The 23,622-nt window shown below is 64.3% G+C and carries 18 protein-coding genes; 1 reads left to right on the top strand and 17 read right to left on the bottom strand.

Annotation, left to right across the window (positions count from 1 at the left end):
* Window positions 1–102 precede the first annotated feature (102 nt).
* Genes P7F60_RS08385 through P7F60_RS08370 form a run of 4 tightly spaced genes read right to left on the bottom strand, consistent with a single transcriptional unit; the run spans window position 103 to window position 5,066 of the window.
* Entirely contained in the window at window positions 103–1,278 is a 1,176-nt protein-coding gene (locus P7F60_RS08385; RefSeq protein ID WP_277917276.1) for a catalase family protein, read from the bottom strand.
* Window positions 1,275–3,527 carry a xanthine dehydrogenase family protein molybdopterin-binding subunit gene (locus P7F60_RS08380; RefSeq protein ID WP_277917275.1) on the bottom strand — a complete coding sequence of 751 codons (2,253 nt, stop codon included), beginning with the start codon at window positions 3,525–3,527 and terminating at the stop codon, window positions 1,275–1,277. Before P7F60_RS08380 ends, P7F60_RS08385 begins: the two co-directional genes overlap by 4 nt.
* A gap of 13 nt (window positions 3,528–3,540) precedes the next feature.
* Window positions 3,541–4,557 (bottom strand): xanthine dehydrogenase family protein subunit M, encoded by a 1,017-nt coding sequence (locus tag P7F60_RS08375; RefSeq protein ID WP_277917274.1) that lies wholly within the window; start codon window positions 4,555–4,557, stop codon window positions 3,541–3,543.
* Window positions 4,554–5,066 (bottom strand): 2Fe-2S iron-sulfur cluster-binding protein, encoded by a 513-nt coding sequence (locus P7F60_RS08370; protein ID WP_277917273.1) that lies wholly within the window; start codon window positions 5,064–5,066, stop codon window positions 4,554–4,556. The genes P7F60_RS08375 and P7F60_RS08370 overlap by 4 nt, the downstream gene beginning before the upstream one ends.
* Window positions 5,067–5,193: 127 nt before the next feature.
* Here P7F60_RS08370 and P7F60_RS08365 point away from each other — a divergent pair, with 127 nt between their 5' ends.
* Entirely contained in the window at window positions 5,194–5,637 is a 444-nt protein-coding gene (locus P7F60_RS08365; RefSeq protein ID WP_277917272.1) for a PPC domain-containing DNA-binding protein, read from the top strand.
* Window positions 5,638–5,681: 44 nt separating this feature from the next.
* Here P7F60_RS08365 and P7F60_RS08360 read toward each other — a convergent pair whose 3' ends face one another.
* The 13 genes from P7F60_RS08360 to P7F60_RS08300 all read right to left on the bottom strand — a co-directional run bounded on the left by P7F60_RS08360 (window position 5,682) and on the right by P7F60_RS08300 (window position 23,578).
* Window positions 5,682–5,897, bottom strand: a complete 216-nt coding sequence (locus P7F60_RS08360; RefSeq protein ID WP_277917271.1) for an I78 family peptidase inhibitor — start codon at window positions 5,895–5,897, stop codon at window positions 5,682–5,684.
* 201 nt (window positions 5,898–6,098) lie between these two features.
* Window positions 6,099–8,411 carry a M23 family metallopeptidase gene (locus tag P7F60_RS08355; RefSeq protein WP_277917270.1) on the bottom strand — a complete coding sequence of 771 codons (2,313 nt, stop codon included), beginning with the start codon at window positions 8,409–8,411 and terminating at the stop codon, window positions 6,099–6,101.
* Between the two features lie 395 nt (window positions 8,412–8,806).
* Window positions 8,807–11,422, bottom strand: coding sequence for a type VI secretion system ATPase TssH (gene tssH, locus P7F60_RS08350; protein ID WP_277917269.1), 2,616 nt, complete (start codon window positions 11,420–11,422; stop codon window positions 8,807–8,809).
* Between the two features lie 64 nt (window positions 11,423–11,486).
* A complete protein-coding gene (gene tssG / locus P7F60_RS08345) occupies window positions 11,487–12,482 on the bottom strand; it encodes a type VI secretion system baseplate subunit TssG (RefSeq protein WP_277917268.1) in 996 nt (331 codons plus the stop codon).
* Window positions 12,479–14,419 carry a type VI secretion system baseplate subunit TssF gene (gene tssF / locus P7F60_RS08340; RefSeq protein ID WP_277917267.1) on the bottom strand — a complete coding sequence of 647 codons (1,941 nt, stop codon included), beginning with the start codon at window positions 14,417–14,419 and terminating at the stop codon, window positions 12,479–12,481. Before tssF ends, tssG begins: the two co-directional genes overlap by 4 nt.
* Window positions 14,416–14,961 carry a type VI secretion system baseplate subunit TssE gene (tssE, locus tag P7F60_RS08335; protein WP_277917266.1) on the bottom strand — a complete coding sequence of 182 codons (546 nt, stop codon included), beginning with the start codon at window positions 14,959–14,961 and terminating at the stop codon, window positions 14,416–14,418. Before tssE ends, tssF begins: the two co-directional genes overlap by 4 nt.
* 223 nt (window positions 14,962–15,184) lie before the next feature.
* Entirely contained in the window at window positions 15,185–15,673 is a 489-nt protein-coding gene (locus tag P7F60_RS08330) for a type VI secretion system tube protein Hcp (RefSeq protein WP_277917265.1), read from the bottom strand.
* Window positions 15,674–15,843: 170 nt separating this feature from the next.
* On the bottom strand, window positions 15,844–17,334 hold the full coding sequence (tssC, locus tag P7F60_RS08325; protein ID WP_277917264.1) for a type VI secretion system contractile sheath large subunit: 1,491 nt from the start codon (window positions 17,332–17,334) through the stop codon (window positions 15,844–15,846).
* Between the two features lie 20 nt (window positions 17,335–17,354).
* Window positions 17,355–17,897: a type VI secretion system contractile sheath small subunit gene (gene tssB, locus P7F60_RS08320; RefSeq protein WP_277917263.1), complete on the bottom strand. Its 543-nt coding sequence runs from the start codon at window positions 17,895–17,897 to the stop codon at window positions 17,355–17,357.
* A gap of 73 nt (window positions 17,898–17,970) precedes the next feature.
* Window positions 17,971–19,302 (bottom strand): type VI secretion system ImpA family N-terminal domain-containing protein, encoded by a 1,332-nt coding sequence (locus tag P7F60_RS08315; protein WP_277917262.1) that lies wholly within the window; start codon window positions 19,300–19,302, stop codon window positions 17,971–17,973.
* Between the two features lie 191 nt (window positions 19,303–19,493).
* Window positions 19,494–20,024: an OmpA family protein gene (locus P7F60_RS08310; protein ID WP_277917261.1), complete on the bottom strand. Its 531-nt coding sequence runs from the start codon at window positions 20,022–20,024 to the stop codon at window positions 19,494–19,496.
* Between the two features lie 125 nt (window positions 20,025–20,149).
* Window positions 20,150–22,225 (bottom strand): caspase family protein, encoded by a 2,076-nt coding sequence (locus P7F60_RS08305; protein WP_277917260.1) that lies wholly within the window; start codon window positions 22,223–22,225, stop codon window positions 20,150–20,152.
* A gap of 99 nt (window positions 22,226–22,324) precedes the next feature.
* Window positions 22,325–23,578 (bottom strand): twitch domain-containing radical SAM protein, encoded by a 1,254-nt coding sequence (locus tag P7F60_RS08300; RefSeq protein WP_277917259.1) that lies wholly within the window; start codon window positions 23,576–23,578, stop codon window positions 22,325–22,327.
* Window positions 23,579–23,622: the final 44 nt, after the last annotated feature.

Here is a 23,622-nt window from a genome sequence, read left to right as displayed (position 1 = left end):
ATGCCGAAAACCCCTTCTTCCCGCCGGGAAGAAGGGGTTTCGCGACGATGCTTTCGTTCCGCATCCGGTTGCCCTGCGCTTTGCAGCCTGGGCGCAAAGCCTTCATTCTCCGAGCGAGAGTCCTTCTTTCGCATCATTGAACGCCGCACCACGCCCGCCGCTGCGGCCGTGGCCGAAAGGACAAACTCGGGGATCGGTGACGGGGATGAAATTGCGCTGGGAGCGGAAGGCGGCGGAGCGTTCATAGGCGAGCTTGCGAAGACGCATGATCGCGCCGAGGGGGCGGTGGTCGGCAATCCCGTTCCAGGGGCTGAAGGCCATGCCGTCGTCGCCCTGTTCGGCGCGCTCTTCGCTCCAGGCCGTCTGGGGGCCGGCGACCAGCCGCGCCACCGTCACGAAGGGGCTTTTCTTCTCGTCCCAGGCCTGCACGCCCTCGACCGGCATGTCCTCCAGATCGGTGCAGAGCTGCACCTGCAGGTTCCAGATCGCCGTATTGTTCTCGAAGAAATCCATCACGCCGTGGCGGATGGCGTCCTCGTCGTCCTCGGTGTCCAGCCTGGCGCCGTTCAGCGCCTTCAGGTTTTCCGAGATCGGCACGATCGCCAGCTTGGCGATGTAGTCGCCATGGCGCAGCGGCAGTTGCGTAAAGAAGCTGTCACCGAGGATATGCGTGTCGGGATGCCCGCCCAGCGCCTTCAATGTCGCGCTTTCACCGCCGACCGCCTCCAGCGCCGCCTCGATGCCCTTGAAGGCCTTGGAGACCCAGGTCTTGACGCCTTCGATACGGTCCGTGGTCGCAGCCAGCCCCTTCAGCGTCGTCAGGAATTGCCGGCCGGAGGAGGCGTTGAACTCCTTGCCGTTGACCATGACGAAATCCTGGCTGGTCGCCTCCTCGGCGCCCGGCAGCCGCTCGCCCTCGACGTCGAGAATCTTCAGCGCCAGCCCGCGCGCGGTCGAGATGCCGTCATGCAGCAGGTCGCCGGGCGAAGTCGACAGGCGGATGATCGCGTCATGATTGCCCGGTTTTGCGAAAATCCCCTGCGCCAGTTCGGGCGGCAGGTCGTCAAGGACTTCCAGCCGCGCCTGCAGCAGGCCGTGGCTCTTGGCGTGGACCGCGCGCATGGCGTGGCCCGTATCGGCATAGGTCTTCCGGGCGATCGACAACATGGTCTCGGCAAGCTCGCGAGCGACCTGCGGCTCGTCCGGCTGGACGGTCTCGACATCCTGCGAAAAGCGCACGGGACGGAAGGCGTGGGTTTCGGCGGTGGTCTCGCTCATGGATTGATCTCGCTTTCGAGGATCTTGTCGAGGGTGATGGGGAAATGGCGGATGCGCTTGCCGGTCGCATGGAAGATGGCGTTCGAGACGGCGGCGGCGACGCCGACAATGCCGATCTCGCCCAGCCCCTTGACGCCGATCGGGCTTGCCTTGTCGTCGTCTTCCTCGACGAACAGCACCTCGATGTCGTGAATGTCGGCATGGGCGGGGATGTGGTATTCGGCGATGTTGTGGTTCATGATCCGGCCGCTGCGGTGGTCGATCATGCCTTCTTCATGCAATGCCATGCCGATGCCCATGACCACGCCGCCCAGAATCTGGCTGCGCGCCGTCTTGGGGTTGAGGATGCGTCCGGCCGCGACGGCGCTGACCACCCGCGTCACCCTGACGACACCGAGTTCGACATCGACCCGCACCTCGACGAAGACGGCCGAATGGGTATAGGCGGAGAATTTCGCCATGATCGCCTTGTCGGGCGCGGCCTTTCCGGTCTCGGCGATGAAAGGCAGACCGGCGGACGCCATGATATCCGAAATGGCGACGCCTGCCTGATGGTTGGTTTCCAGCACCAGCCGCCCCTCCGAAATTTCCACCTGCTCCTCGCTTGCATCGGCAAGCGGCGAATTCTCCATGTTCCTCGCATGGTCGAGCAGGGTTTTTATCACCGCCTTCGCGGCGTTCTGCACAGCGGTGCCGCTGGTGGCCGCCGTCCAGGACCCACCTTCGACGCCGGTCTTCGGCAGGTCGGAAGCGCCGATCGCCACCGTCACCCGCTCGACGGGAATGTCGAAGGCCTCGGCCGCGAGCTGGCCGAGAATGGTATAGGTGCCGGTGCCGATATCGGAGGCGGCGGCGCTGACCGTCACCCGGCCATCGGCAAACAGCCGCACACGGGCCTCGGCCTGCGACATCTGCGCTTCCCAGATGCCGCCCGCCATGCCCCAGCCGATCAGCTCGTTGCCTTCGCGCATCGAGCCCGGCTCCGGCGAGCGGCTCGCCCAGCCGAAACGCTCCGCGCCCTCGCGGTAACAGGCATGCAGGGCCTTGGAGGTGATGTCCTTGTCCTGGTTCTGGTCGCGGTGGACGAAATTGCGGATACGCAATTCGAGCGGATCGATACCGACCGCATAGGCCAGCTCGTCCATCGCCGCTTCCAGCGCCGTCAGGCCGCTGGCCGCGCCGGGCGCGCGCATGTCGCCGGGGGTCGCCATGTCGAGCTTGGCGATTTCGTATTCGATCTTCACATTGTCGCAGGCATAGGCGAGGCCGGACCAGTTGGCGACGTTTTCCTGGTAGTCCTCATGCCGCGACGTCGCATGGACGGCATGATGTAGCACCGCCTGCAGATGCCCCTCGCCATCGGCGGCGAGCGAGACGGTCTGTACGCAGGACGGCCGCCAGGTGAGATAGAACATCTCGCGCCGGCTCATCTCCACCTTCATCGAGCGGTTGAGATCGAGGCTCGCCATGACCGCGAGGAACAGATTATGCTTCGGCCGCAGCCCTTGCCCGAAAGCGCCGCCGACGAAACGGTTTCGCACGACCACCCGCTCTGGATCGAGGCCGAAGACGCCGCAGACATAGGCCTGCGAGTTCTGCGACCCCTGGGTTTTCTCGTGAATGGTCAGGTCACCGTCACGGCCGAGAATGACGGTCGTGCCAAACAGCTCCATGGGATTGTGGTGCTCGCCCTCGATGACGTAATCGTTGGACACGGAATGCGGCGCCAGGCCGAAGGCGGTTTCGGCATCGCCGCGCGGCTTGGGCGGCATGAATTGCGGCATGCGCGGCACCGGCGGCACATAGGCGTTATGGCGCTCGGCGCAGATATCCGTCTTCGCCTCGCCCGGCGCATAGTCGACGCGGATCAGCGCGGCGGCATCGCGCGCCGCCTCGAAACTTTCGGCGACGACGAAAGCGACCGGCTGGCCGTCGAACAGCACCCGGTCGTTTTCCAGGGGGCGGAAGGGATGGCCGGGCAGCGCCACCTCGTCCTTCCATTTGGCGTCGCGGAAGGCGGCCTTCGGCCGGTTCTCATGGGTATAGACCTTGACGACACCCGGGAAGGATCCCGCCTCGTGCGTGTGGACCGCGAGGATGCGGCCGGTGGCGATGGTGGCGGGAACCACGTAACCGTAGAGCATGCCGGGAGCAGCATGTTCGGTGGCGTAATGCGCCGTCCCCGTGACCTTCAGCGGTCCGTCGATGCGCGACACCGGAAGGCCGACGACTTTGGAATGATGCAGCATGGCGGGCCTCCTGTTACTGGATCGCCTTGATCGTCTGGTCCTGCGGCCGGCCGGCGGCCGCCTGTTTCAGGGCGCGAATGATGGCCTTTTCGGCGAGCGGTATCTTGAAATCATTGCCGCCCTGGCCTTTCGCGCCGGTCAGCAGCCGTTCGGCGATGCGGCCGAAGGTCATTTCGTCGGCGGTGGCGCCGGCAAACTCCGCTTCCGCCAGCGGATCGCGCCAAGGCTTGTGAGCGACGCCGCCGAGCGCCAGCCTGAGGTCGACGATGCGGCCGCGATCGATCTCCATGGCGACGGCGACCGAAACCAGCGCAAAGGCATAGGACAAGCGATCGCGGATCTTCAGATAGGTGTGGTGGGGGGCGAAATGATTGGCTTCAAGCCGGATGCCGGTGACCATCTCGCCCTGCGCCAGCGTGTTGTCGCGCTCCGGCATGTCGCCGGGCAGGCGGTGGAAATCGGCGAATGCGATCTCGCGCGGCCCCTCCGGGCCTTCGACCTCGACGATGGCTTCGAGCGCCGCCAGCGCCACGCACATGTCGGAAGGATGCACGGCGATGCAATGCTCGCTGGCGCCGAGAATGGCATGGATGCGGTTCACGCCGCCGATGGCGCCGCAGCCGGAGCCGGACTGGCGCTTGTTGCAGGGGGTGGAGGGATCGTAGAAATAATAGCAGCGTGTGCGCTGCAGCAGGTTGCCGCCGGTCGTGGCGGCATTGCGCAGTTGCGGCGAAGCCCCGGCGAGGATGGCGCTGGAAAGCAACGGGAATTTTTCCCGGACGCGTTCGTCATAGGCGACCGCCGTGTTGCTCACCAACGCCCCGATGCGCAGGGCCCCGTCCTGCAGTTCCTCGATCTCCTTCAGCGGCAGGCGATTGATATCGACGACTGCGCCGGGCCTGGCGACGTCGTATTTCATCAGGTCGACAAGATTGGTGCCGCCGGCAAGAATCTGCGCGTCCGGATCGGCGGCAAGGGCGGCGACGGCTTCGCCGACGGTTTCGGCGCGGGTATAGGCAAAGGGTCTCATTCGGCGGCCTCCCGATGTGGAAGGGCGGTTTCCTCGGCGAGCACGTCCTCGATAGCATCGGCGATATTGGTATAGGCGCCGCAGCGACAGAGATTGCCGCTCATCAACTCGCGGATCTCCTCGCGAGAACGGGCGTGACCCTCGTTGACAAGGCCGACGGCGGAACAGATCTGGCCCGGCGTGCAATAACCGCATTGGAAGGCGTCATGCTCGACGAAGGCCTTCTGCATCGGGTGCATGTCATCCGGCGTGCCGAGCCCCTCGATGGTGGTGATCTCCGCACCATCCAGCGTCACCGCCAGCTTGAGGCAGGAATTCACCCGCTCGCCATCGATCAACACGGTGCAGGCGCCGCATTGGCCGTGATCGCAGCCCTTCTTGGTGCCGGTCAGTTCCATGTCGCCGCGCAGCAGGTCGAGAAGCGTGACCCAGGGGGGAATGTCGAAGGAGAAATGCCGTCCGTTGACGGCGAGCGATACGGCACACAGGGCGGTGCGGGAGGTGTCCATCGGTGCAGCCTTTCATGGGCAGGGATGAACGACTAACGGAGCAGAATGGGCTTTGTTCCTGCCGTGGCGGAACCGAAGCGCGCGCCCGCGCCTTTCCGTCGGGAGGCAACAGCGAAGGAGCGAGGTCATGAAACACAAACTTCTGGTCGAGGATGCCGGCGAGCGCAGCTTCATCCTGGTGCTCGACGAAGGTGAGGAAGCCTTTGCGACCATTCGCGATTTCGCCGGAAAAAACGCGATCGCCGCCGCCTCGATCACCGCCATCGGCGCCTTTCGCGCCGCACGCATCGCCTTCTTCGAATTCGACACGAAGACTTACGCGCCGATCCCGGTCGAGGTGCAATCGGAGGTGCTGAGCATGATTGGCGACATCGCCGTCGATGACGAGGGCAAGGCCAGCCTGCATCTGCATGTGGTGCTCGGCCTTTCCGACGGCACCACCCGTGGCGGCCATTTTCTCGAGGGCCATGTGCGCCCGACGCTGGAAGTGATGCTGCGCGAAACCCCGGCACGCCTACGCCGCCGCAAACGGCCGGAACTCGGCATCGCGCTGATCGATCTCGATGAATGACCGGCGGGCCGGCGGCTTTGCCGCTTCGGCTTTGCCGCTTGGACTTAGCCGCACATGGCGCGGGTGATCTTGCCGGTTCCGGCATCCGTCTCGACGGTCACGCGCTCTTGGCGGAAATCCATGGTGACGGCATCGCCGGGCTTGATCTGGCGCACGATGGTGGCGCCGGTAAGCTGCATGGCCTGCGCATCCGTGACCCTCGGCTTGCCGACCAGGGACGCTGCCGCCTCGGGACGGCAGAGTCCGCCGGCCTGTGCCACGGGAGGCTCCGCGGCCTTCTGGCATCCAGCGCCGACAAGAAGGAAACCGCCGGCCGCGACCGCGGCAAGAAAGCGTGAATGACTCAAATGACGACCTTTCCTGCAAGATTTTCGGTAAAATCCAGACAAGCAGACGATTGCGGCGCGCGCAAGGCTCACGCGCGTTTTCCGGTAAAGTTCTGCAATGCAAGGTTGCCGTCACTATTTGGCGATGGCGAAAGCCTTTCCGTCCGCTTCCCCCACCAGCGCCAGCATCGCCTTGCGATAGGCAACGAATTCGGCGGAGGCTTCCGCAACCTTCTTTGTGACCGTCGCCGGCAAACTCACGCCGCCGCCGCGATGGCGCATCTTGGCTTCGGCCCAGTTCTTGACATAGGCGACATCCCGGCCGGTGAGGAAGGGATTGGCGCGGATCACGGCGCTGCCGAGTACGGTTTCCAGAAGCATTGTATCGGCCGAGGCGAGGATCAGGCGCGCACCCTCCGGACCGAGGAAATGGGCGAGATAGAGCCGACCTGCCGTCACCTGCTGGCCGCCGGCCTCCAGATAGGATTTGTTCTCGCGCGCCAGGTTGGCGACCATTTCGCGCGACAGCGTCGGATCAAGCCGCAGCGCCAGCAACTGGTCGCGGTCGAGCGCGCGGGCGAGATCGGGCCGGTAGGTCTGCATCATCCGAAGCCAGGTGGATTCGATGAACTGACCGAGGCCGGTGGCGGTCGAGAGCGGGTTTTTCGCGGAGGCATTGCCGCCGCTTTCGACGCCGACGATGCGCTCGACCAGCGCCTCCACCGCTTCGCCGCCGGAATCGCCGGACGCGACCGTCATCTGCAACGGATCGATCGACTTGCCGCCGGCATACAGTTCGAAATGCAGGTGCGGGCCGGTGGAGCGGCCGGTGGTGCCGACATAACCGATGACGTCGCCTGCCTGTACCGTCGCGCCCGGCTTGATGCCGCTGGCAAAGCCGTTCAAATGCGCATAGCCGGTGGCGCGGCCGTTCTGGTGCTCGATCTGGACGAAATTGCCGAAGGTGCCCTTGTCGGCCGCATAGGAAATCTTTCCGGCAAAGGCGGCGCGCACCGGCGTGCCCACGGGCGCAGCCCAATCCACCCCCTCATGCATCAGCACCTTGCCGAGAATCGGATGACGGCGCGGGCCGAAACCGGAGGTCATGACGCCGGCGACCGGCGTCACCATGCCGTTGGTGATCTCGATGGTGCCGGAGCGGTCGTTCTCGTCGAGGCAGGCGAAATCGCCCGCCCCTTCCGGTTTGTAGACGAAGCAGCGGATCGACACATTCGGCCCGGCGACGCCGATATAGAGCACCCGGTTCTGGCTCGTGCCGGACTGTCGGCCTTCCTGCGCATAGACCAGCGTCAGCACGTCCTCGGGCGCGGCGAATTCGCCGAGATCGTGGCCGCGCGACAGATACATGATCGCCTCGCCGATGACGGCGGTGGAAATGCCGCTGCGAAGCCCTACGGAATAGATGCCGTCCAGCAGCCGGTAGCGCTGGGCGGCGACATCCTCCTGCGGGGCGTCGAGAAGTTGGAATAGATCGGTACTGACCCAGGGGTCGGCTGCGGCGACGAAGGCGCCGTCGTCATCCACCGCATAAGCTCCGAGGAATTTTTCCGGCTCGTAAAAGGCGATCTGCACCAGCTTCTTGCGCGGCGGCGTGGTCGTGCGGTCGTTGAGGGTGCGCGTCGCCACCAGCGCCCCGGCGGCGAAAGTTTCGAGATGGATATCGCGTTGCAATTTTCCGGCGATGTCTTTGGCTTCCGCCTCGCCGAGCCCGTTGGCGCGCAAGAAATCCTCGACCGGGCTGACGGCGATGACGCGGCGGAAATCGTCCTCGGTGCGCGATGCGCGCGCGGCATCGTCGATGAGGACGGCGGTCGATGTGTTGTCGGCAATCGTGGTCTTGCGGAAGCCGGCATCGCTGCCTTCGAGATCGGCGGCATCGATATCGCTCCAGCCGCCGTTGGAGGTGGCGGGTGTTGCCGGCGTTTCCGGGGCGGGCTCGACCGGCTGCAGGTCCGGCGTGTCGTCGGCCGGTTCCGGCTCCGCCGGCGTCGAGGCGGGCGCGCGCTGGGCCTGGAAAAAGGCAAAATCCTGCGGCGTCGAGGGAATGGCTGTCACCAGCTTCTGGCTGGAAGGCAGGATTTTTTCGTGGAGGATGGTAACCTCGCCGGAAAGGCCGGTCTCGGGAGGCGCGGGCTTCGTGATGCGGGCGGCGGCCTCTGCTCCAGCACCGCCGATCTCGATGCGCAAGGGATCGCCGGGAATGTCGAGGATGATGGCGGTGAAGGCAGGCGGCGGCGCCTCGTCCGCCGCTTCCTCCGGCGGCGGCCCCGGTGACGGCGGGCGCAGGAACCAGAGGCCCGCCAGCACGAGCCCGGCAAGGCAGACGCTGATCCCCACCCATGTCAGTCGCGCCCGCATCCGCCGCCGGCGCTTCGCCAGCGCACCGGCCTCCTTCCTGCGGCGGAAACTGTCGTCGATCTCATGCATGGCTGGCTACCGCCGAATCGATGTCATGATGGGCGCTTCACCTCCGCTCGCCCTGCAAAGATATCCGGTGAATGCATTACTCCAAAATTGCGTCTCCTCCCCTGCGACAGGCGCACGAATTAGGCATGCCGATGCCGCAACTCCCATCTCCACTCGGGGCAGAAGCAGGCCCGAAGGGCCAGATGAGGGGGACGGCGCAGCCGAGCAGCCTCATCGATACTGTGCCGCCATATCCACTTCATTCCGCTGCACGACCTTCTCCTTGAGGGAAGAAGGGGTCTTGATGCACCGGTCTTCCTAAAAAAGGGCCGCTGGTGTGGCACGCTCCTCTCTCAGCCGGCAGAGGTCCGACGGGGCGACGGGCAAGTGACAAATGCAAATCCGCCCTGTTCAGATCATTCAATCGTGTAGGCAAACGCTCCTTCTTTCGCATCGATCTCCACCCGCGACGGCTCCGTCCCTTCCATCGATTTCTGCAAAAACGCCCGGGCCAGATCGGGAAGAAGCTGGTTCATGATGATGTTGTCGATCATGCGCCCGCCGGAATCCGGTTCTGTGCAGCGCGAGACGATTTCCGTGACGAGGGCGTCGGTGTAATCGAAGCGGGCGCCGTAGGCATCCTCCACCCGCTTGCCGACATGGCCGAGTTGCAGGCGCACGATGCGGCCGAGCATATCCGGCGACAGCGGCACATAGGGGATGATCGTGATGCGCCCAAGCAGCGCCGGCGGGAAGACGGCGAGCAGATGCGGCCTCAGCGCCGCGTTCAGCGCCTCGACATCGGCGGGTTTGCGCCCGGAATCGGTCATCTCCATGATGACGTCGGTGCCGACATTCGAGGTGAGGATGATCAGCGTGTTCTTGAAATCGATGGCCCGGCCGGTACCGTCCTCCATGCGGCCCTTGTCGAATACCTGGAAGAACAGCTCGTGGACATCGGGATGGGCCTTTTCCACCTCGTCGAGCAGCACGGCGCTATAGGGTTTTCGCCGCACAGCCTCGGTCAGCCGCCCGCCCTCGCCATAACCGACATAGCCGGGCGGCGCGCCCTTCAAGAGCGAGACGGAATGCGCCTCCTGGAATTCCGACATGTTGATGGTGACGATGTTCTGCTCGCCACCATAGATCGCCTCGGCGAGCGCCAGCGCCGTCTCGGTCTTGCCGACGCCGGAGGGGCCGCAGAGCATGAAGACGCCGATGGGCTTGTTCGGATTGTCGAGCCTGGCGCGGCTGATGGCGATGCGCCGCGCAATCAGCTCCAGGCCGTGGCTCTGGCCAATGACGCGGCGGTTCAGGACTTCGGGCAGGTTAAGGATCGATTGCACCTCGTCGCGCACCATGCGCCCGACGGGAATGCCGGTCCAGGCCGAGACGATGGCCGCCACCGCCTGCTCGTCGACATGGGCATAAACCATGCGCCGGTCGGCATCGATGGCGTCGAGGTCGCCGGCAAGCGTCGCCAGTTCCGAGCCGTCGCCGCCCTCGCGCGCCCTTGCGCGGGCGGCGATGACGGCATCGACCAGCGCCTTTTCGCGGGCAAGCTCGGCTTCCGCCTCGGCCAGTTCGGCGCGTTTGGCCTCGATCAGACCGGTCAGTTCGTCGAGCCGTTGCTGGTCGATGCCGCCGAGTTCGCGGTCGTTTTCCAGCGCCGCCAGCTCCTTTTCCGCCGCCTCGATGGAGACTTGCAGGTCGGCGACCATCGCTGGCGTCGTATTCTGGCTGATGGCGACGCGGGCGCAGGCGGTGTCGAGCAGGCTCACCGCCTTGTCCGGCAATTGCCGCGCCGGGATGTAGCGCACCGAAAGCTCGACGGCGGCGGTCAGCGCTGCATCGGAGATGCGCACCCCATGATGCTTTTCCATGGAAGGGAGGATGCCGCGCAGCATGGTGCAGCATTTCTCGATGGAGGGCTCATCGACCTGCACCGGCTGGAAACGACGGGTGAGCGCCGGATCCTTCTCGAAATATTGCCGGTATTCCGACCAGGTTGTGGCGCCGATGGTGCGCAGCGTGCCGCGCGCCAGCGCCGGCTTCAGCAGGTTGGCGGCGTCCCCGGTTCCGGCCGCGCCGCCGGCCCCGATCAGCGTATGCGCCTCGTCGATGAACAGGATGATCGGGGTGGGCGAGGCCTGCACCTCGTCGATGACCGAGCGCAGCCGCTGCTCGAATTCGCCGCGCATCGAGGCCCCGGCCTGCATCAGCCCGATATCCAGCGCCAGCAGCCGCACGTTTTTCAAAGGCGGCGGCACGTCGCCGCTGGCGATGCGCTGGGCAAAGCCTTCGACCACCGCCGTCTTGCCGACGCCGGCCTCGCCGGTGAGGATCGGATTGTTCTGCCGCCGCCGCGACAAGACGTCGACGATGCGGCGGATCTCCTCGTCGCGGCCGACCACGGGATCGAGCTTGCCGGAGGCGGCCTGCTCGGTCATGTCGATGGTGAAGCGCGACAGCGCCGTCGTGCCTTTCGGCGCGCCCTCGGCCAGCGCGCCGCCGGCGGCGATCGTTCCCGAACCATCGACCGGGCGAGCATCGCGCTCGGCGGAATCGGCCGTGAGCGCCGAAAATTCGACGGTGATGCGGTCCGGATTGACCTTGCTAAACAGCGGCGAAAGGGTGGTGAGCGCCCGGGCAATCTCCAGCGATTTCAGGCCCGCCAGCAGGATATGACCGGTGCGGATCTGCAATTCGCCGAATTGCAGCGTCGCATAATGCCAGCTGCGGTCCAGCAGGTCGAAGACATGCGGGGCGATATTGGGCATTTCCGTCTGGTTGCCGCGAAGCGCGCCCAGTGCGGCCGTGATATCGGAGAGCATCCGGCCACGATCAAGCTTCATCTGGTCGAGAATACAGGACATGTCCGAGCGGTCGTTCTGCAGCATATGCAGGAACCAGTGCGCCAGCTCGACATTGCGATTGCCCGCCACCTTGGCATGGCGCAGCGCCTTCATGAAGGTTTCGTAGCCGACCGGGTTCAGCTTGCCCGTGACGGTCTCCAGACTGATGTCGCTCACGTCACCCTCCTCTTTTTGTCGCAATTCCGGACGCAAAACCGCTTCACACTTCTGCTGGAATTGCTTAGGCCTCCCGCCGCATCATGGGATCGAAACGGGCCTCGAAATAATAGCCGTTTTCCGGGGCGTCGTCGCGGGGCGCGACCCAGGACGTCCAGCCAAGCCTGCCCTCGCCGCCAAGGCGCACGCCCGGCGCCTGCGGCGCGGGAATGCCAAGCTCCACCTCGATCTCGTGACGATAGCCGCAGAAGAAGAACAGCGCATCGGCCAGCGGCCGGAACTGCCGCCCGCCGGGCAGCAGGCTTTCGTAATGGCGCTTGTCGCGGCAGCGGATACGCACCCGGATGCGCTCGCAGATGGTATGCACCCGCTGGCCGAGATAGGCATTGAGGCCGAGCCCCGCCTGCCCGCCGCCGAAGCGCATGCGCTCCCGCTCCTCGAAGGTCAGCCAGCTTCCGATCCATTGCTGCACCTCGGCCTCGAGGCCGAACAGCCCGCGCAGAAACTGCTCCAGCCCGGCGGCGCTTTTTACATGGATGTTGGCGAGCCCCGCAAACGGGGTCTTGGCAAGATCGCTGACCGTATCCACCTGCCGCATGGCCGGCGTCGCGATGCCCTCGAAACTGCCGACGAAGGCGAAGAAGCGGTCCTCGGCCGGCCGCTCCGCCTGGCCGATGGGCCGCGCATCGGCCCAGGCGCGGTAGAAGAGCTGCAGGAAGCGTGTCGAGACGATATCGACGAAACGGGCGAAGGAGGGATCGCGCAGCGACCAGCGATAGGTCTCCTCCGTCACATGCAGCGGCAGCGCCCCCTGCGGCCCGAACATGCCGAGAAAGCGGGTATGCAGGCGCGGCACGCCATGCGGCGTCTGCGAAACGCCTGATATATTGGCGGCGGGAAAGGCGAGGAACGGATCCTGCGACAACGCCACCACCTCCTCGGCCAAGGTCGAGCTGTCGCCGATGCGCGGCTTGCCCGGCGTCTCGCGCTCCAGCTGTCGCAGCAGGCTGAAGAGGTTGAAGCGATACGGCTCGGTTTCCAGCTCCTTCGGCAGGGTCATAGCGCGGCCCTTTCGCCGATTTCCGGCGGCCAGCGTTTCAGCAGGCCCCGCTGCTTGGAGACAATCACGGTTTCCACGAAACTGTTGAGCCCGGCATATTCGGTGAGGAAACGGCTAAGCACCATGCCCATCAGGAAGGCGCCCTGCCCTTCGAAGGCGTTTTCGTCCAGCGTCACCGTCACTTCCAGCCCGCGCGCCACAGCATAGCGATCCTGCAGGCGCACCTTGCGCACCGCCGGCTGCACGGCGACATCGAGGATGCCTCTGATCTGGCGTTCGATGAAGGCATTGGCGGTGTCGGAAAACACCATCAGCAACTCCTGCAGCGCATTGACCGGCTGCTTGCCGGGGCGCGAGGCAAGGCCGAGATGATTGAATTGCAGCAGGCTGACCAGCTTCCAGAGGAGTGCGCCAGTGGACTCGCTGCTCTTGCCGCGCCGCGCCCCGACCAGCACGGATTCGCGCGGCGGCGTCGGCCCGGCGATGCAATCGAACTGGATGGTGGTGTCGTCGAGCAGGAAGAAATCCGGGCTGCCGCGCCGAACCGGCAACTGGTCGGTCAGATGGCGGTTGGTGACCAACGCCCGCACGTTCAGCGTGCGCACATGCTCGCCGTCGATGCCGCCGGGCGGCTCGCGCAGCGACAAAAAGGTTTCTGTGCCGAGATAGGTGCTGCGCATGCCGAAGCGGCGTTCGCGATTGGTGCGCTGCCGCTCCAGTCGCCGCACCGAATAATAGGGCGCATGCGCCAGCGGCACATTGTCTGTCGGGGCGGAATAGAGCGGGAAGACCCGCACCGCTTCCTTGCTGCGCGGCAATTGCGCCGTGACGTCGAGGATCTTGTAGACCTCGTAATCCAGCGTGCGGCTGCGGTCGGGAATCACCGGAAATTCGTCCTCCTGGCTGCGCACCGGCACGGGCGCGCAGACCATGTCGAACAGATTGGTCACCGGCGCTGCATAGAGCGCGAACCACGCCCCCTTCACCATCGATGCGAGGCGCGGCACGACATCGGAAAAGGCCAAGAGCAGCGAGACGCCCGAGGCATCGACGTTTTTCAGCAGCCGCTCCAGCCCGCAAATGCGAAAGCCCAGATATTTGGCCGGAAACGCGAAATATTCGCGCAACTGGTTGAAGCCGCCGAAAAAACGGTTGTCATGGGAAAACAGCGATTCCCCGCGCCGGAAGCCAACCGGCTCGATGCTTGCGGGATCGACAAGGATGAAACGCGGGTCGCCCGCCGCGTTGAGATAGCGGATCGCCACCTTTTCCAGCCGCGAAAACACCTGCTCGCACAGCGACACCGCATCACTCATCGGCCCGGTGAGGTGGAAGGTGAATTCGTCGGCCGGCGAGGCGGAAACCTTGAGATCGGCCGCGCGCGGCTGGCCCTCGGCATTGTCGCGCAGTTCGAGATCGATCTGCAGCCCCGAGGCGACCGTCGGGCCGCAATCGAAGCCCTGCGCCTGCAGCGGCGCGGCGGAGGGATGGTAGCTGGCCGAGGCCACCGCATAGGGCCAGAGATGGATATCCGACACCAGCCGATAACGGCAGGCGACGCGGCGCTCGCGCTCCATGAAGGCGGTCTCGATATATTGCCCGGCCTTGAGACGCATGCCGTTCTTCAGCGCCGGATTGGCATAATCCGGCCGCGCCTGGGCAATGGCGAACGAGGGCGTCGGCGCGAGGAAGCCGGGCAGCAGCTGCTCGATCAGCTCGACGGTGAAGGTGTCGAATTCGCTTTTCAGCTTCAGCTGCACGCGCGCGGCCATGAAGGCGGCGCCTTCCAGCAAGCCGCCAATGGCAGGGTCGATCTTCTCCTCGGTCAGCGCTCCCAGGCGCTTGCCGACGCCCGGAAATTCCTCGGCGAATTCCTGCGAGCGCTCATAAAGGATTTTCAGTTCGCGGTCGTAGAATTCCAGGAATTCGCGGTTCATTTTCGCTCCGCCCCTCGCGCGATCACGGCGGTGCAGGCGCTGAGATCGACTTCCGCCGTGAAATCGACGGGTATGTTCACCGGGCGGCTGTCGACTTCGGCGGAAATGCTGAGCCGGATTTTCTGCTGCACGTCGTCGATGCGCTGCGACCATTCCACCTGCAGGCTGTCGCGGCGGATGCGCGGCTCGTAGCACAGAAGGGCGGCGACAATGTTGCGCTCGATTTCCGAGACCCGCGAGTCCTCGCTGGTCAGATGCATGATGTCGTAAAGGCCGAAATTGAGGATCGAGCGCGAGACATGCGGCAGGTCGTCGATCTCGACGGCCGATTGCAGGTCGACGGTCGACAGGATGGCGCCGATATCCTCGAGCACAGTATCGCGGATCTGCGTCTCGCTGAGGCCGCGTCGACGCACCGCCTCGGCTTCGGACGGGGCGCGATCCTCGCCGTCGTCACGTGGCGAACGGCGGGAATCGCCCTTGCGGTAGGCATCGCGAAAGGCGTGCATCAGCGGCACATGATACCGGACCTCTTCCGCCATGACCTCGGCCTTTCGTCTTTTTCCACACCCTCGAACACATTCTTTCCCGACAGCGCGGGACCTGCCCGATACGGCACGCCGATGCCGCAAACACTTTCTCCCAGCGGAGAGAATGGAATAGGCGGCAACCGCTTTCCTGGCTTACAAACGTCCCGCGGCATCGCGCCTGCCCGCCGCATCGTCCGACGCGGCGGCAGCCTTGCCTCTTGAACCCGCTGAAAACTCAGGCCGCGGCTGCGTTCTGCGCGATGTTCCAGCCCTGGGTGACGTCGGAACCGGCGGTGCCCTCAGCCTCCTGCTGCTTATAGGTGAAGACGTATTCGGCGAAGTTCAGCGCCACTTGCACCAGCACCTGGTCGCCGTCCTCGGCGCCGCTGATGGTATGGTTGGTGACCAGAACCTGCTTGAAAACGAACTTGACGTATTCGACCGGATCCTCGCCGCCCGCCTTTTCGGCGTAGAGCGTGATTTCCGGAATGTGCTTGCCGTTGCAGCAATGCTTCATCAGCGCCGAATCCGCCTTGCAGAGATATTTCGTCACGACGAGATCGTGAACCTTGACGCGGCCGGCGCCCGATCCGTGGCCATGGCCGACGGAGGCCTGCTGGTCCATGCCGAAGGACCAGCTCAAAAGCTCGATCTGGTCGTCATGGCCCTTCTTGCGCGATTCTCCCGGAATGCTGTCGATTTTCAGATGCATGTTTGTCGGCATGACACGTCCCTCACCTGGTCGGTTTGAACACCGCGAAAAATCGATGATCGGTGAAGCGGACGCGTTCGCGTCGCATTATCGTGAGAGGACCGCTTCCGTCAGGGCATTTCCCGGCATCCGGTTGCAATTCACCGCTGCGAACCATCCGCAGCGGGCATGATCGCGTCGCCTTACTTTTCCGCCGGCAGTTTCGAGACCAGGCTGAGCCCGATATCCATGCCTTCGAGCTGGTAATGCGGTCGCAGGAAAAACTTCGCCGCGTAGTAGCCGGGATTTTCCGGATCTTCGTAGACATCCACCTTGGCGCCGGCCAACGGCTTCTTGGCCTTGACGATCGAGGTGGAGTTGCGCGGATCGCCATCGACATAGCGGTTAATCCACCCCTGCAGCCAGCGCTGCAGATCCTCGCGTTCCTTGGTGTCGCCGACGGCATCGCGCACCATGCATTTGAGATAATGGGCAAAGCGCGAGCAGGCGAACATGTAGGGCAGGCGCGAGGACAGGTTTTCCGAGGCCGTCGCCTCGTCCGTCGTCATCTTCTTGGGCCTGTAGAGCGATTGCGCGCCGATGAAGGCGGCCTTGTCGCTGTTCTTGCGGTGGACGAGCGGCAGCACGCCGGCCTTGGACAACTCCGCCTCGCGCCGGTCGGTGATCGAGATCTCGGTCGGGCACTTCATGTCGACGGTGCCGTCGTCGGTCGGGAAGGTGTGCAGCGGCAGGTTGATGACCTCGCCGCCCGACTGAACGCCGCGAATGCGCACCGTCCAGCCATATTCCTTGTGCGCCCGGTTGATGTTGACCGCCATGGCATAGGCGGCGTTCATCCAGGCGTAATTGCCGGCATTGTGGCCGCTGGTCTCCTCCTCGAAGGCGAATTCCTCGACCTTGATCGATTTCTCGCCATAGGGCTCGCGCGCCAGCACCCGCGGCATGCACAGGGCCACGTAACGGGAATTCTCCGAATCGCGAAGCGAGCGCCAGGCGGCATAATCCGGCGCATCGAAAATTTCGCCGAGATCGCGCGGATTGACCAGCTCGCTCCATTCGTCGAAGCCGAACAGCGTCGGGTCGGCGGCCGAGATGAACGGGCAATGGGCGGCGGCGGCGATCTTGCCGAGATCGCGCAGCAGCGACACGCTCTGCGCCGTATGGTCGAAATTGTAGTCGCCGACCAGCGCGCCGTAGGGCTCGCCGCCGAGCACGCCGTATTCATATTCGTAGAGCTTCTTGAACAGCGGGCTCTGGTCCCACTTGGCGCCGGCGAAGCGCTTGAAATCCGAAAGCAATTCGCTGCGCGAGACGTTCATCACCTTGATCTTCAGCGTGCTGTCGGTCTCGGAATTGCTGGTCAGGTAGTTGAGGCCGCGCCACGCGCTCTCGATCGACTGGAACTCCTTGGCATGCATGATCTCGTTGATCTGGGCCGAAAGCTTTTCGTCGAGCCGGGCGATGATCTCGTTGATCGTGTCGAGCACGTCGTCCTTGATGACGTCGGCATCGGCCAGCGCCTGCTGCACCAGCGTGCCGATGGCGTTGTCGACCTCGGTCGCCGCCCGCTCGGTGCGCGTCTTGAAGCTCTGCTTGAGGATCGCGGCGAATTCATCGACCTCACTGGTCGCCTGCTCCGCCGGCTGATTGAGACTTGCCGTTTCCCCGACCATCTGACCGTTCCCTCTCGAAATCACCGGCCGCCGTCATCGGCGGCGGGCTCGTCCTGCCGCGTCGCCGCCTGCCGGTCGTTCAAGGCCCGCATCAGCTCGGGATTGGACAGCAATTCCCGCAGCTTGTTTTCCGCATCGACGCGACCGTTCATGTAGCGCTGCAGGTTGGCGAGTTGTTCGCGCGCCTCCAGGAGCGCGCGCAACGCCGGCACCTGCCGGGCGACCGCCGCCGGCTCGAAATCGGCCATCTGGCGGAAGGTGAGGTTGACGCCGATCTTCTCGTTCTGTCCGTCCGGATCGAGACGGTTCTTGACCCGCATGGCGATGGCCGGCTCGACGCTGCGCATGTAATCGTCGAAATTGTCCATGCTGACGGCAGAGAATTTCCGGTCGGCCATCGGCGGCTTTTCCACCTGCGAGGCATTGCCGGAGAGATCGGAGAGCACGCCCATCACGAAGGGCAGCTCGACCAGCCGCTCGGCATTGGTCGGGTCTTCATAGGAAATCTGCACACGAGGCGGGCGGTTACGCTTGATGAAGCGCTGGCCATTGTCAGAACTCATGTCTTCCTCCATTCGCCTCTTGATAGAAGCTCAGAATGCGTTCCGTTTGTCAAATAATCCAATAGAGCAGGCATCAGGATTTCTTCTCCTCCTGAAGCAATTCCCGAAGCAATGCCGGAAAGTTGCTGCCCATCATGGCGCGTGCACGCGAAAGAAGCATGGTGACCGGGCTGGACGGCTCCCTTGCAGCCAGAAACTCTTCGATGCCGAGCATGGCCGCCAGCGCCTCGCCCCGGTCGCGCATCCCGGGCTCTGGCCCCGCCAGTCGCCGCAGGATGCCCGGGCCGGCGCCGTCCTCGGCGGGAACGGCGACGGTCAGTTGCTTCATCCGTTCCATGTCGAGGCAGAAGCCGGAGGCGGGATCGACCATCAGCATCGCGCCGCCGGCCTGCGCCGGCGCCAGCGCCGCGAGCGCCTCGACCAGCGGCCTGCCGATCAGCAGCCGCGCCTGGTGAACGAGGATCAGCGCCGGAGAAGACGGCTCGTTTTCGGCGAAATAGGTTTCCAGCGCCGAAAGCGCGGCGCGCGCCTCGCGATGGCTGTGGATGCCCGCTGCGGATGGCGGCCGGACGGGAGCTGGGAATGCCGCCGGCGCGACGGACGTTTCCGCCGGGGAAGGCTCGGGTGGCGGCTCCGGCGCAGCGGCGGCAACCGCCTGCAGATGCGGGGCATTGTCGATCAGCAGCTTGCCAATATCGGCAAGGGTCGTCAGGAGCTCGTCGAAAACCGGCGCCTGTTCGAAGGCGCCCTCGCTCTGGAAGCGGCCGCGGATCTCGCCAAGCCGCCGATTGGCGCCATTGACGGCCTCGAAGGCCGCATTGACGCCGACGCGGTTTTCGGCGACGGAAAACGCTTCGCGCAACAGCGCGGGATTCGGCTTTTCCTCGTCCCTGTAGGCAATTTCCGGCCTCTGGGCCACCTGCCAGGCGCGCAGCGAGACCGCGCCGGCACGGCGATCGGCGAAAAGCTGCGCATGGATGAGCGGCATCACCACCTTGGCGCGGTCGTTCAGCCCTTCCAGCGCCACGCGCCGCATTTCCAGATCGCCATCCTGCGCCTGCGGATGGACGTCGAGCCAGTATCTGGAAAGCAGCCCCGCGACCGTGTCGATTGTCCGGCAAAATCCGAAAAAATCGCCGGCGCTGGCATAAAACTGCGCCATCAGCACCAGAAGACGCAGGTCGCGCGAGCGGCCGAGCAATTCGTTGAGCTTGCGCCTTTCGTCGTCCAGCTTGATGGTGGTCCGGTCGAAGATCTTCTCGGTCTTGAAATTGAAGAAGGTTTCCGGCAGGCGGCTTTCTGCGGCAAGGGTGTAGTTGAAATAATCGTTGTCGCCGTCGCCATCGAGGTCGGGCCCGCAAGGGGCCTCGTCATTGATCGGGGAAAGAAGACCGTCGATATCCATGGCCGGCTCGTTTCGCACGCGGAGAAACACACATTCGCCGCGTCTTTTGTGGCTGACGCGGTCTTCATCATCATCTCCCAACGCGCAGCCGGGAGCGCATATCGATGCCGCTCCTTGCCTTCTGCCCCGAGGGAGAAGGTGTTTTGGGGCCAAAGCCTCATTCCAAAAACATTCGCCGGCGCCTGTTCAAATCACTCCGTCGACAGCTTCAGCTCCACCCGGCGGTTTTCCGGGTCGAAGGGGTTGCTGGTGCGGGGCACGCTCTTGCCGAAGCCGATGGCCTGCAGGCGGTCGGCGGGAACCTGCTTCTTCTCCAGATAGCTCACCACCGCATCGGCGCGCTCGGTCGAGAGCGCCATGTTGTACTTGTCGCCGCCACGGGCGTCGGTATGACCTTCGACGCGGAATTTCGCGGCTTTGAGGCGGCCGTCGATCAGCGCCTGCGAGATGATGTCGAGGTTCTTCTGCGCCGCTTCGCTGAGCCTGGCCGAATCCAGGTCGAAAGTCAGCAGCATGTCGAAACCCTTGGGCTTCGTCTTGGCCGCGCATTCGGATTTCGTACCCATGCACACGGCACGCGATTGGCCGAGATCGGCCTGCTCGATCAGGAAGTTGACGACATCGTCGCGGGAATAGCCGGCCGTCGTCGCCGATTGCGCAACGCCGGCCTGCGGAACGGAAAATAGTCCTAACACTGCGAGACAGTATAGCCATTGACGCATAGCAACACCCTCCAGGCACTTGATCACAAACCTACCGGTCTGCCTTGTTTCAGTCAAGATTCATATTCTGCCCGGCCTGGTATTCTCCGCTCGAAGCGACCGGTTTTACTCACCCGTTCGGGTGATTACTTTACAACGACCGGTTTAAATTCCATGGCGAACTGCTTGGCCTTGCGCGAGGCGCTTTTGCCAAGTGACTTCGCCAGCGCATCCGCCGGTTCGCCGGCCTTCTCCAATCCGTTCGCCCGAGCGAGCGTGAACCAGTTGAGCGCGGCGGCCGGATCCTTCTTCACGCCGACACCATCTTTATAGAGCGTGCCGAGCCGATATTGCGCTTCGTTATAGCCCTGGCGGGCGGCCTGGGTGATCCAGCGCAGGCCGGCATCGGGATCGCGCTTGAGCAGATTGCCGTCGACATAGAGATTGCCGAGCTGGTATTCGGCATAGATATGGCCCATTTCCGAGGCGCCCTGCAGCAGAAGTTCGGCCTGCACAGGGTCTTTGGTCAGCACCTTGCCATCGAGATAATAGGCGGAGAGCTTTTCCATGGCTGGGGCAAAGCCCTGTTTGGCGGCGCGCCACAGCCAATAGGCCGCCTTCTGCGGATTGGCCTCGACGCCCATGCCGTTCTCATAGATGACCGCGAGGTTGAATTCGGCGAAGACGTTCTTCTTTGCAGCGCCCAGCACATACCAGTAGCGGGCCTCGTTGAGGTTCTTCTCGATGCCGCGCCCGTCGCGATAGACGTCGCCGAGCGAGCGGAAGGCGATGGGGAAACCGGCGGCGGCGCCCGATTTGTAGATCTCGCGCGCCTCGTCATGGCGACCGGCGGCATCGATCGCCCGGCCGTAATTCATCAGGATGCGCAGGCTGTCGGGATATTGTTTCAGGGCGCTCAGGCAGGCCGGCACCGCTCGCTCAGGCACGATCTGCTTGAAATAGACACCCACCGAGGGATCGGCGATTTCCTGCACATGCCCGGCCTCGCGGTCGCAATCGGTGATTTCGGGATAGAGCGGGTTTTCCGCGAACTCCTCGTAATTCGGGGTGATCTTGGTGGTGATGCTGGTCATTTCCGAAAGGTTGGAGCGCGAGGCATCTTCCAGCCGCAGCCGCGCCAGCTTGGAAAACACGCCGTCCGGAAATTTTTCGAGGTAATCGCGATACTGCTCCGGCCGGCCCTTTTCGGGAATGGCGTTCCAGGTGGTCAGGTCGTCGGAGGCGTTGATCTTGCGGTCGCGCGCCAGCGACGCCACCTGCTGCTCCGCCTTCGGCTTGACGTCCTGGCGGAAGGAATCGAGCCGCATCTGCGCCAGATCGGCAAACAGCCCCTGCGGATAGGATTTCAGGTAGGTCTCGTAGGAGGTCGCGATGTCCTCGTTGGCGGCCACCTGCCAGGCCTGGGCGTCGGCGCTGGCCTCGGGGTTAAATTTCGGCAGGCCGGCAAAGGCCTCGACGAAGAAGAAGTCGCGGGTCAGCGAGGAATTGTCCCAGGGCACCTGCTTGCCGAAGGTCTGGTCGATCACGCGCTCGCGCACCCGCTTGAACACCTGCTCGATGGGCAGACCAGGGGCGGTCATCAGGTCGGCCAATGCCCGGGTGAAGGGGCTGTTGCCCTTGGCGCCATCGGTCGCCACCTGGCCGGGGGCGGTGGCGAAGGCGATGAAGGTGCCGAGCGGCCCCGTCGCCTTGGCAAGACCGGGCGCCGGCTGGTCCTCGCCGGCGCGCGCCGCGCCTTTCCGTTTCAAGGGATTGTTGCGGCAGGCATCGAGCACGAGGATGGCGATGCGCGGATGGGCGCGCTCGAGCTGTTCGGTGATCATGCGCAGCGAAAAGGCTTCCAGCGGCAGGTCGGAGGCCGAGGATAGCTGGCTGTCGGTGGGGATCAGGTAATTCTCCTCGCCGAACTGGATGCCGTGTCCGGCATAATAGACCAGCACGCTGGTCTCCGGCGTCACCGCCTCCATGAAAGTCTTCATGGATTGCACCATCTGCTGGCGGGTGCCATCGGTGATGAGGATGGTCTTGAAGCCGACCGAGGTCAGCGACTTGTCGATCAGTTGCGCATCGCTGACCGCATTCGGCAGGCGCGCGAGCTGCTGGTATCCGCCATTGCCGATGACCAGCGCAATGCGGTTTTCCGCCCGGAGCGGGCCGGCGAGGAAGACAAGACAGGCGGCAAGAACGATCGATCGAAGCATGTCCCACGCCTTTCAGCAGATTGGAACCGGGCCTTTTCTTTCCAGCCATCAAGTCTTGCGACCAGTTTGCCGGAAATTCAAGGCAATTGTCCTGGCCGTTCACGCCGGAACCGCAAAATCCTTCAGACGCGCATCGACGGCGCAGAGCTGCCGGAACAGGCCGGCCTCCTTGCGCGCCGCCTCGAAAGCGGCGATCGTGTGGGCCGACTGCGAAAGCAGCGCCGGATCGGGCCTCACCTCGCGCTTGCGATGGTGCAGCAGCACGTCATAGACGCTGCCGAGCAGCCCCTCATGATCATGGCGCAGGATCCATGTCATCCAACGGTCCGACCAGTCGCGCGCCACCTCCGGCGGCAGGGCATCGACGGCGAGGTAATAATTGATGCGGCGCGGCGCCATCAGCTTGGCCGTCGTCTCCAGCCGCCGCTCCACGGAAAACTGCATGAGATCGCCGAGATACAGCAGGCCGAGCGAGGTGACTGTGACATCCAGCGTCAGCCGGATGGCCGGCACCTCGCGCGTGAGATCGCGCAGGGTATCGACATGACGGACGAAAGTCTCGGTGCGGAAGCCGCTGCGGATATATTCGCCGGCCTTGCCGAGGCCGTCGACCGAGGCCTGCACATGCACGGAGCGGAAGCGCGGCCACAGGTCTTCCACCCCCTGCCCCTTGAAGGAGAGCAGGGTGAGATTGCTGTTATAGGCGACATCGACATTCTGCGCATGGCCGCCCTCGACAAGCGCGTTCATTACCTCCCAATGGGTGGCATCGAACAGCGGTTCGCCGCCGGCCCAATAAAGCTGGCGGATGCGTCCTTGCCGGGCGGCGGCGACCAACTCGTTGCGAGCGCTGTCATGGCCGGCGTCGCGCTTGGCGCGATAGGCCTGGTCCCAGCGACCGGCATCGCGCTCGATGGCGCCGATGGCCTCGACGGCACGGGCCTCGGCTTCGGAGGTGGTGGAGGAATGCGGGCCGCAGGTGCGGCATTTGAGATTGCAGACGGAGTTGCGGTAATCGAAGGTGAAGGGGCGCAGCGTCGTGCTGCCGTCTTCCGCCGTCTCGCCGACGACGATCTCGGCCCAATCCGGCCAGCGGGCGGTCACCTCGTCCTTGAGGCTCAACGCCCGGTTGCCGTCGCCCTTGCAGGCAGCGCAACGCGGCGGCAGGCGCCCTGATATCATCTGCCGGCGGATCGCCCGCATCTCCTCGCCATTCCAGTAATCCTCGACGGAATGGTTATGCACGGGGCCATCGAAGCGACGCATGTCCATGCAGCAGAGGCCACGCAGGCCCTGCGCATCCACATGCGCGTGGATCCAGGGCATCAGACAGAGGCTGTCCGGCAATGGCATGGATCTTTTCTACGCCTCCTGTTCCAGACATCGATGCAGCAACC

It is taken from the genome of Rhizobium sp. YJ-22 (assembly GCF_029601685.1).
Taxonomy (GTDB): domain Bacteria; phylum Pseudomonadota; class Alphaproteobacteria; order Rhizobiales; family Rhizobiaceae; genus Metarhizobium.
Note: the sequence above shows the minus strand (reverse complement) of the source record. Positions and strands in the feature narration are given on the sequence as shown.

What these genes read in the sequence shown, in the direction of transcription:
- P7F60_RS08385 (WP_277917276.1), bottom strand. Translation starts at nt 1,278, where the DNA reads ATGAGCGAGACCACCGCCGAAACCCACGCCTTCCGTCCCGTGCGCTTT.
- P7F60_RS08380 (WP_277917275.1), bottom strand. Translation starts at nt 3,527, where the DNA reads ATGCTGCATCATTCCAAAGTCGTCGGCCTTCCGGTGTCGCGCATCGAC.
- P7F60_RS08375 (WP_277917274.1), bottom strand. Translation starts at nt 4,557, where the DNA reads ATGAGACCCTTTGCCTATACCCGCGCCGAAACCGTCGGCGAAGCCGTC.
- P7F60_RS08370 (WP_277917273.1), bottom strand. Translation starts at nt 5,066, where the DNA reads ATGGACACCTCCCGCACCGCCCTGTGTGCCGTATCGCTCGCCGTCAAC.
- P7F60_RS08365 (WP_277917272.1), top strand. Translation starts at nt 5,194, where the DNA reads ATGAAACACAAACTTCTGGTCGAGGATGCCGGCGAGCGCAGCTTCATC.
- P7F60_RS08355 (WP_277917270.1), bottom strand. Translation starts at nt 8,411, where the DNA reads ATGCATGAGATCGACGACAGTTTCCGCCGCAGGAAGGAGGCCGGTGCG.
- tssG (WP_277917268.1), bottom strand. Translation starts at nt 12,482, where the DNA reads ATGACCCTGCCGAAGGAGCTGGAAACCGAGCCGTATCGCTTCAACCTC.
- tssF (WP_277917267.1), bottom strand. Translation starts at nt 14,419, where the DNA reads ATGAACCGCGAATTCCTGGAATTCTACGACCGCGAACTGAAAATCCTT.
- tssE (WP_277917266.1), bottom strand. Translation starts at nt 14,961, where the DNA reads ATGGCGGAAGAGGTCCGGTATCATGTGCCGCTGATGCACGCCTTTCGC.
- P7F60_RS08330 (WP_277917265.1), bottom strand. Translation starts at nt 15,673, where the DNA reads ATGCCGACAAACATGCATCTGAAAATCGACAGCATTCCGGGAGAATCG.
- tssC (WP_277917264.1), bottom strand. Translation starts at nt 17,334, where the DNA reads ATGGTCGGGGAAACGGCAAGTCTCAATCAGCCGGCGGAGCAGGCGACC.
- tssB (WP_277917263.1), bottom strand. Translation starts at nt 17,897, where the DNA reads ATGAGTTCTGACAATGGCCAGCGCTTCATCAAGCGTAACCGCCCGCCT.
- P7F60_RS08315 (WP_277917262.1), bottom strand. Translation starts at nt 19,302, where the DNA reads ATGGATATCGACGGTCTTCTTTCCCCGATCAATGACGAGGCCCCTTGC.
- P7F60_RS08310 (WP_277917261.1), bottom strand. Translation starts at nt 20,024, where the DNA reads ATGCGTCAATGGCTATACTGTCTCGCAGTGTTAGGACTATTTTCCGTT.
- P7F60_RS08305 (WP_277917260.1), bottom strand. Translation starts at nt 22,225, where the DNA reads ATGCTTCGATCGATCGTTCTTGCCGCCTGTCTTGTCTTCCTCGCCGGC.
- P7F60_RS08300 (WP_277917259.1), bottom strand. Translation starts at nt 23,578, where the DNA reads ATGCCATTGCCGGACAGCCTCTGTCTGATGCCCTGGATCCACGCGCAT.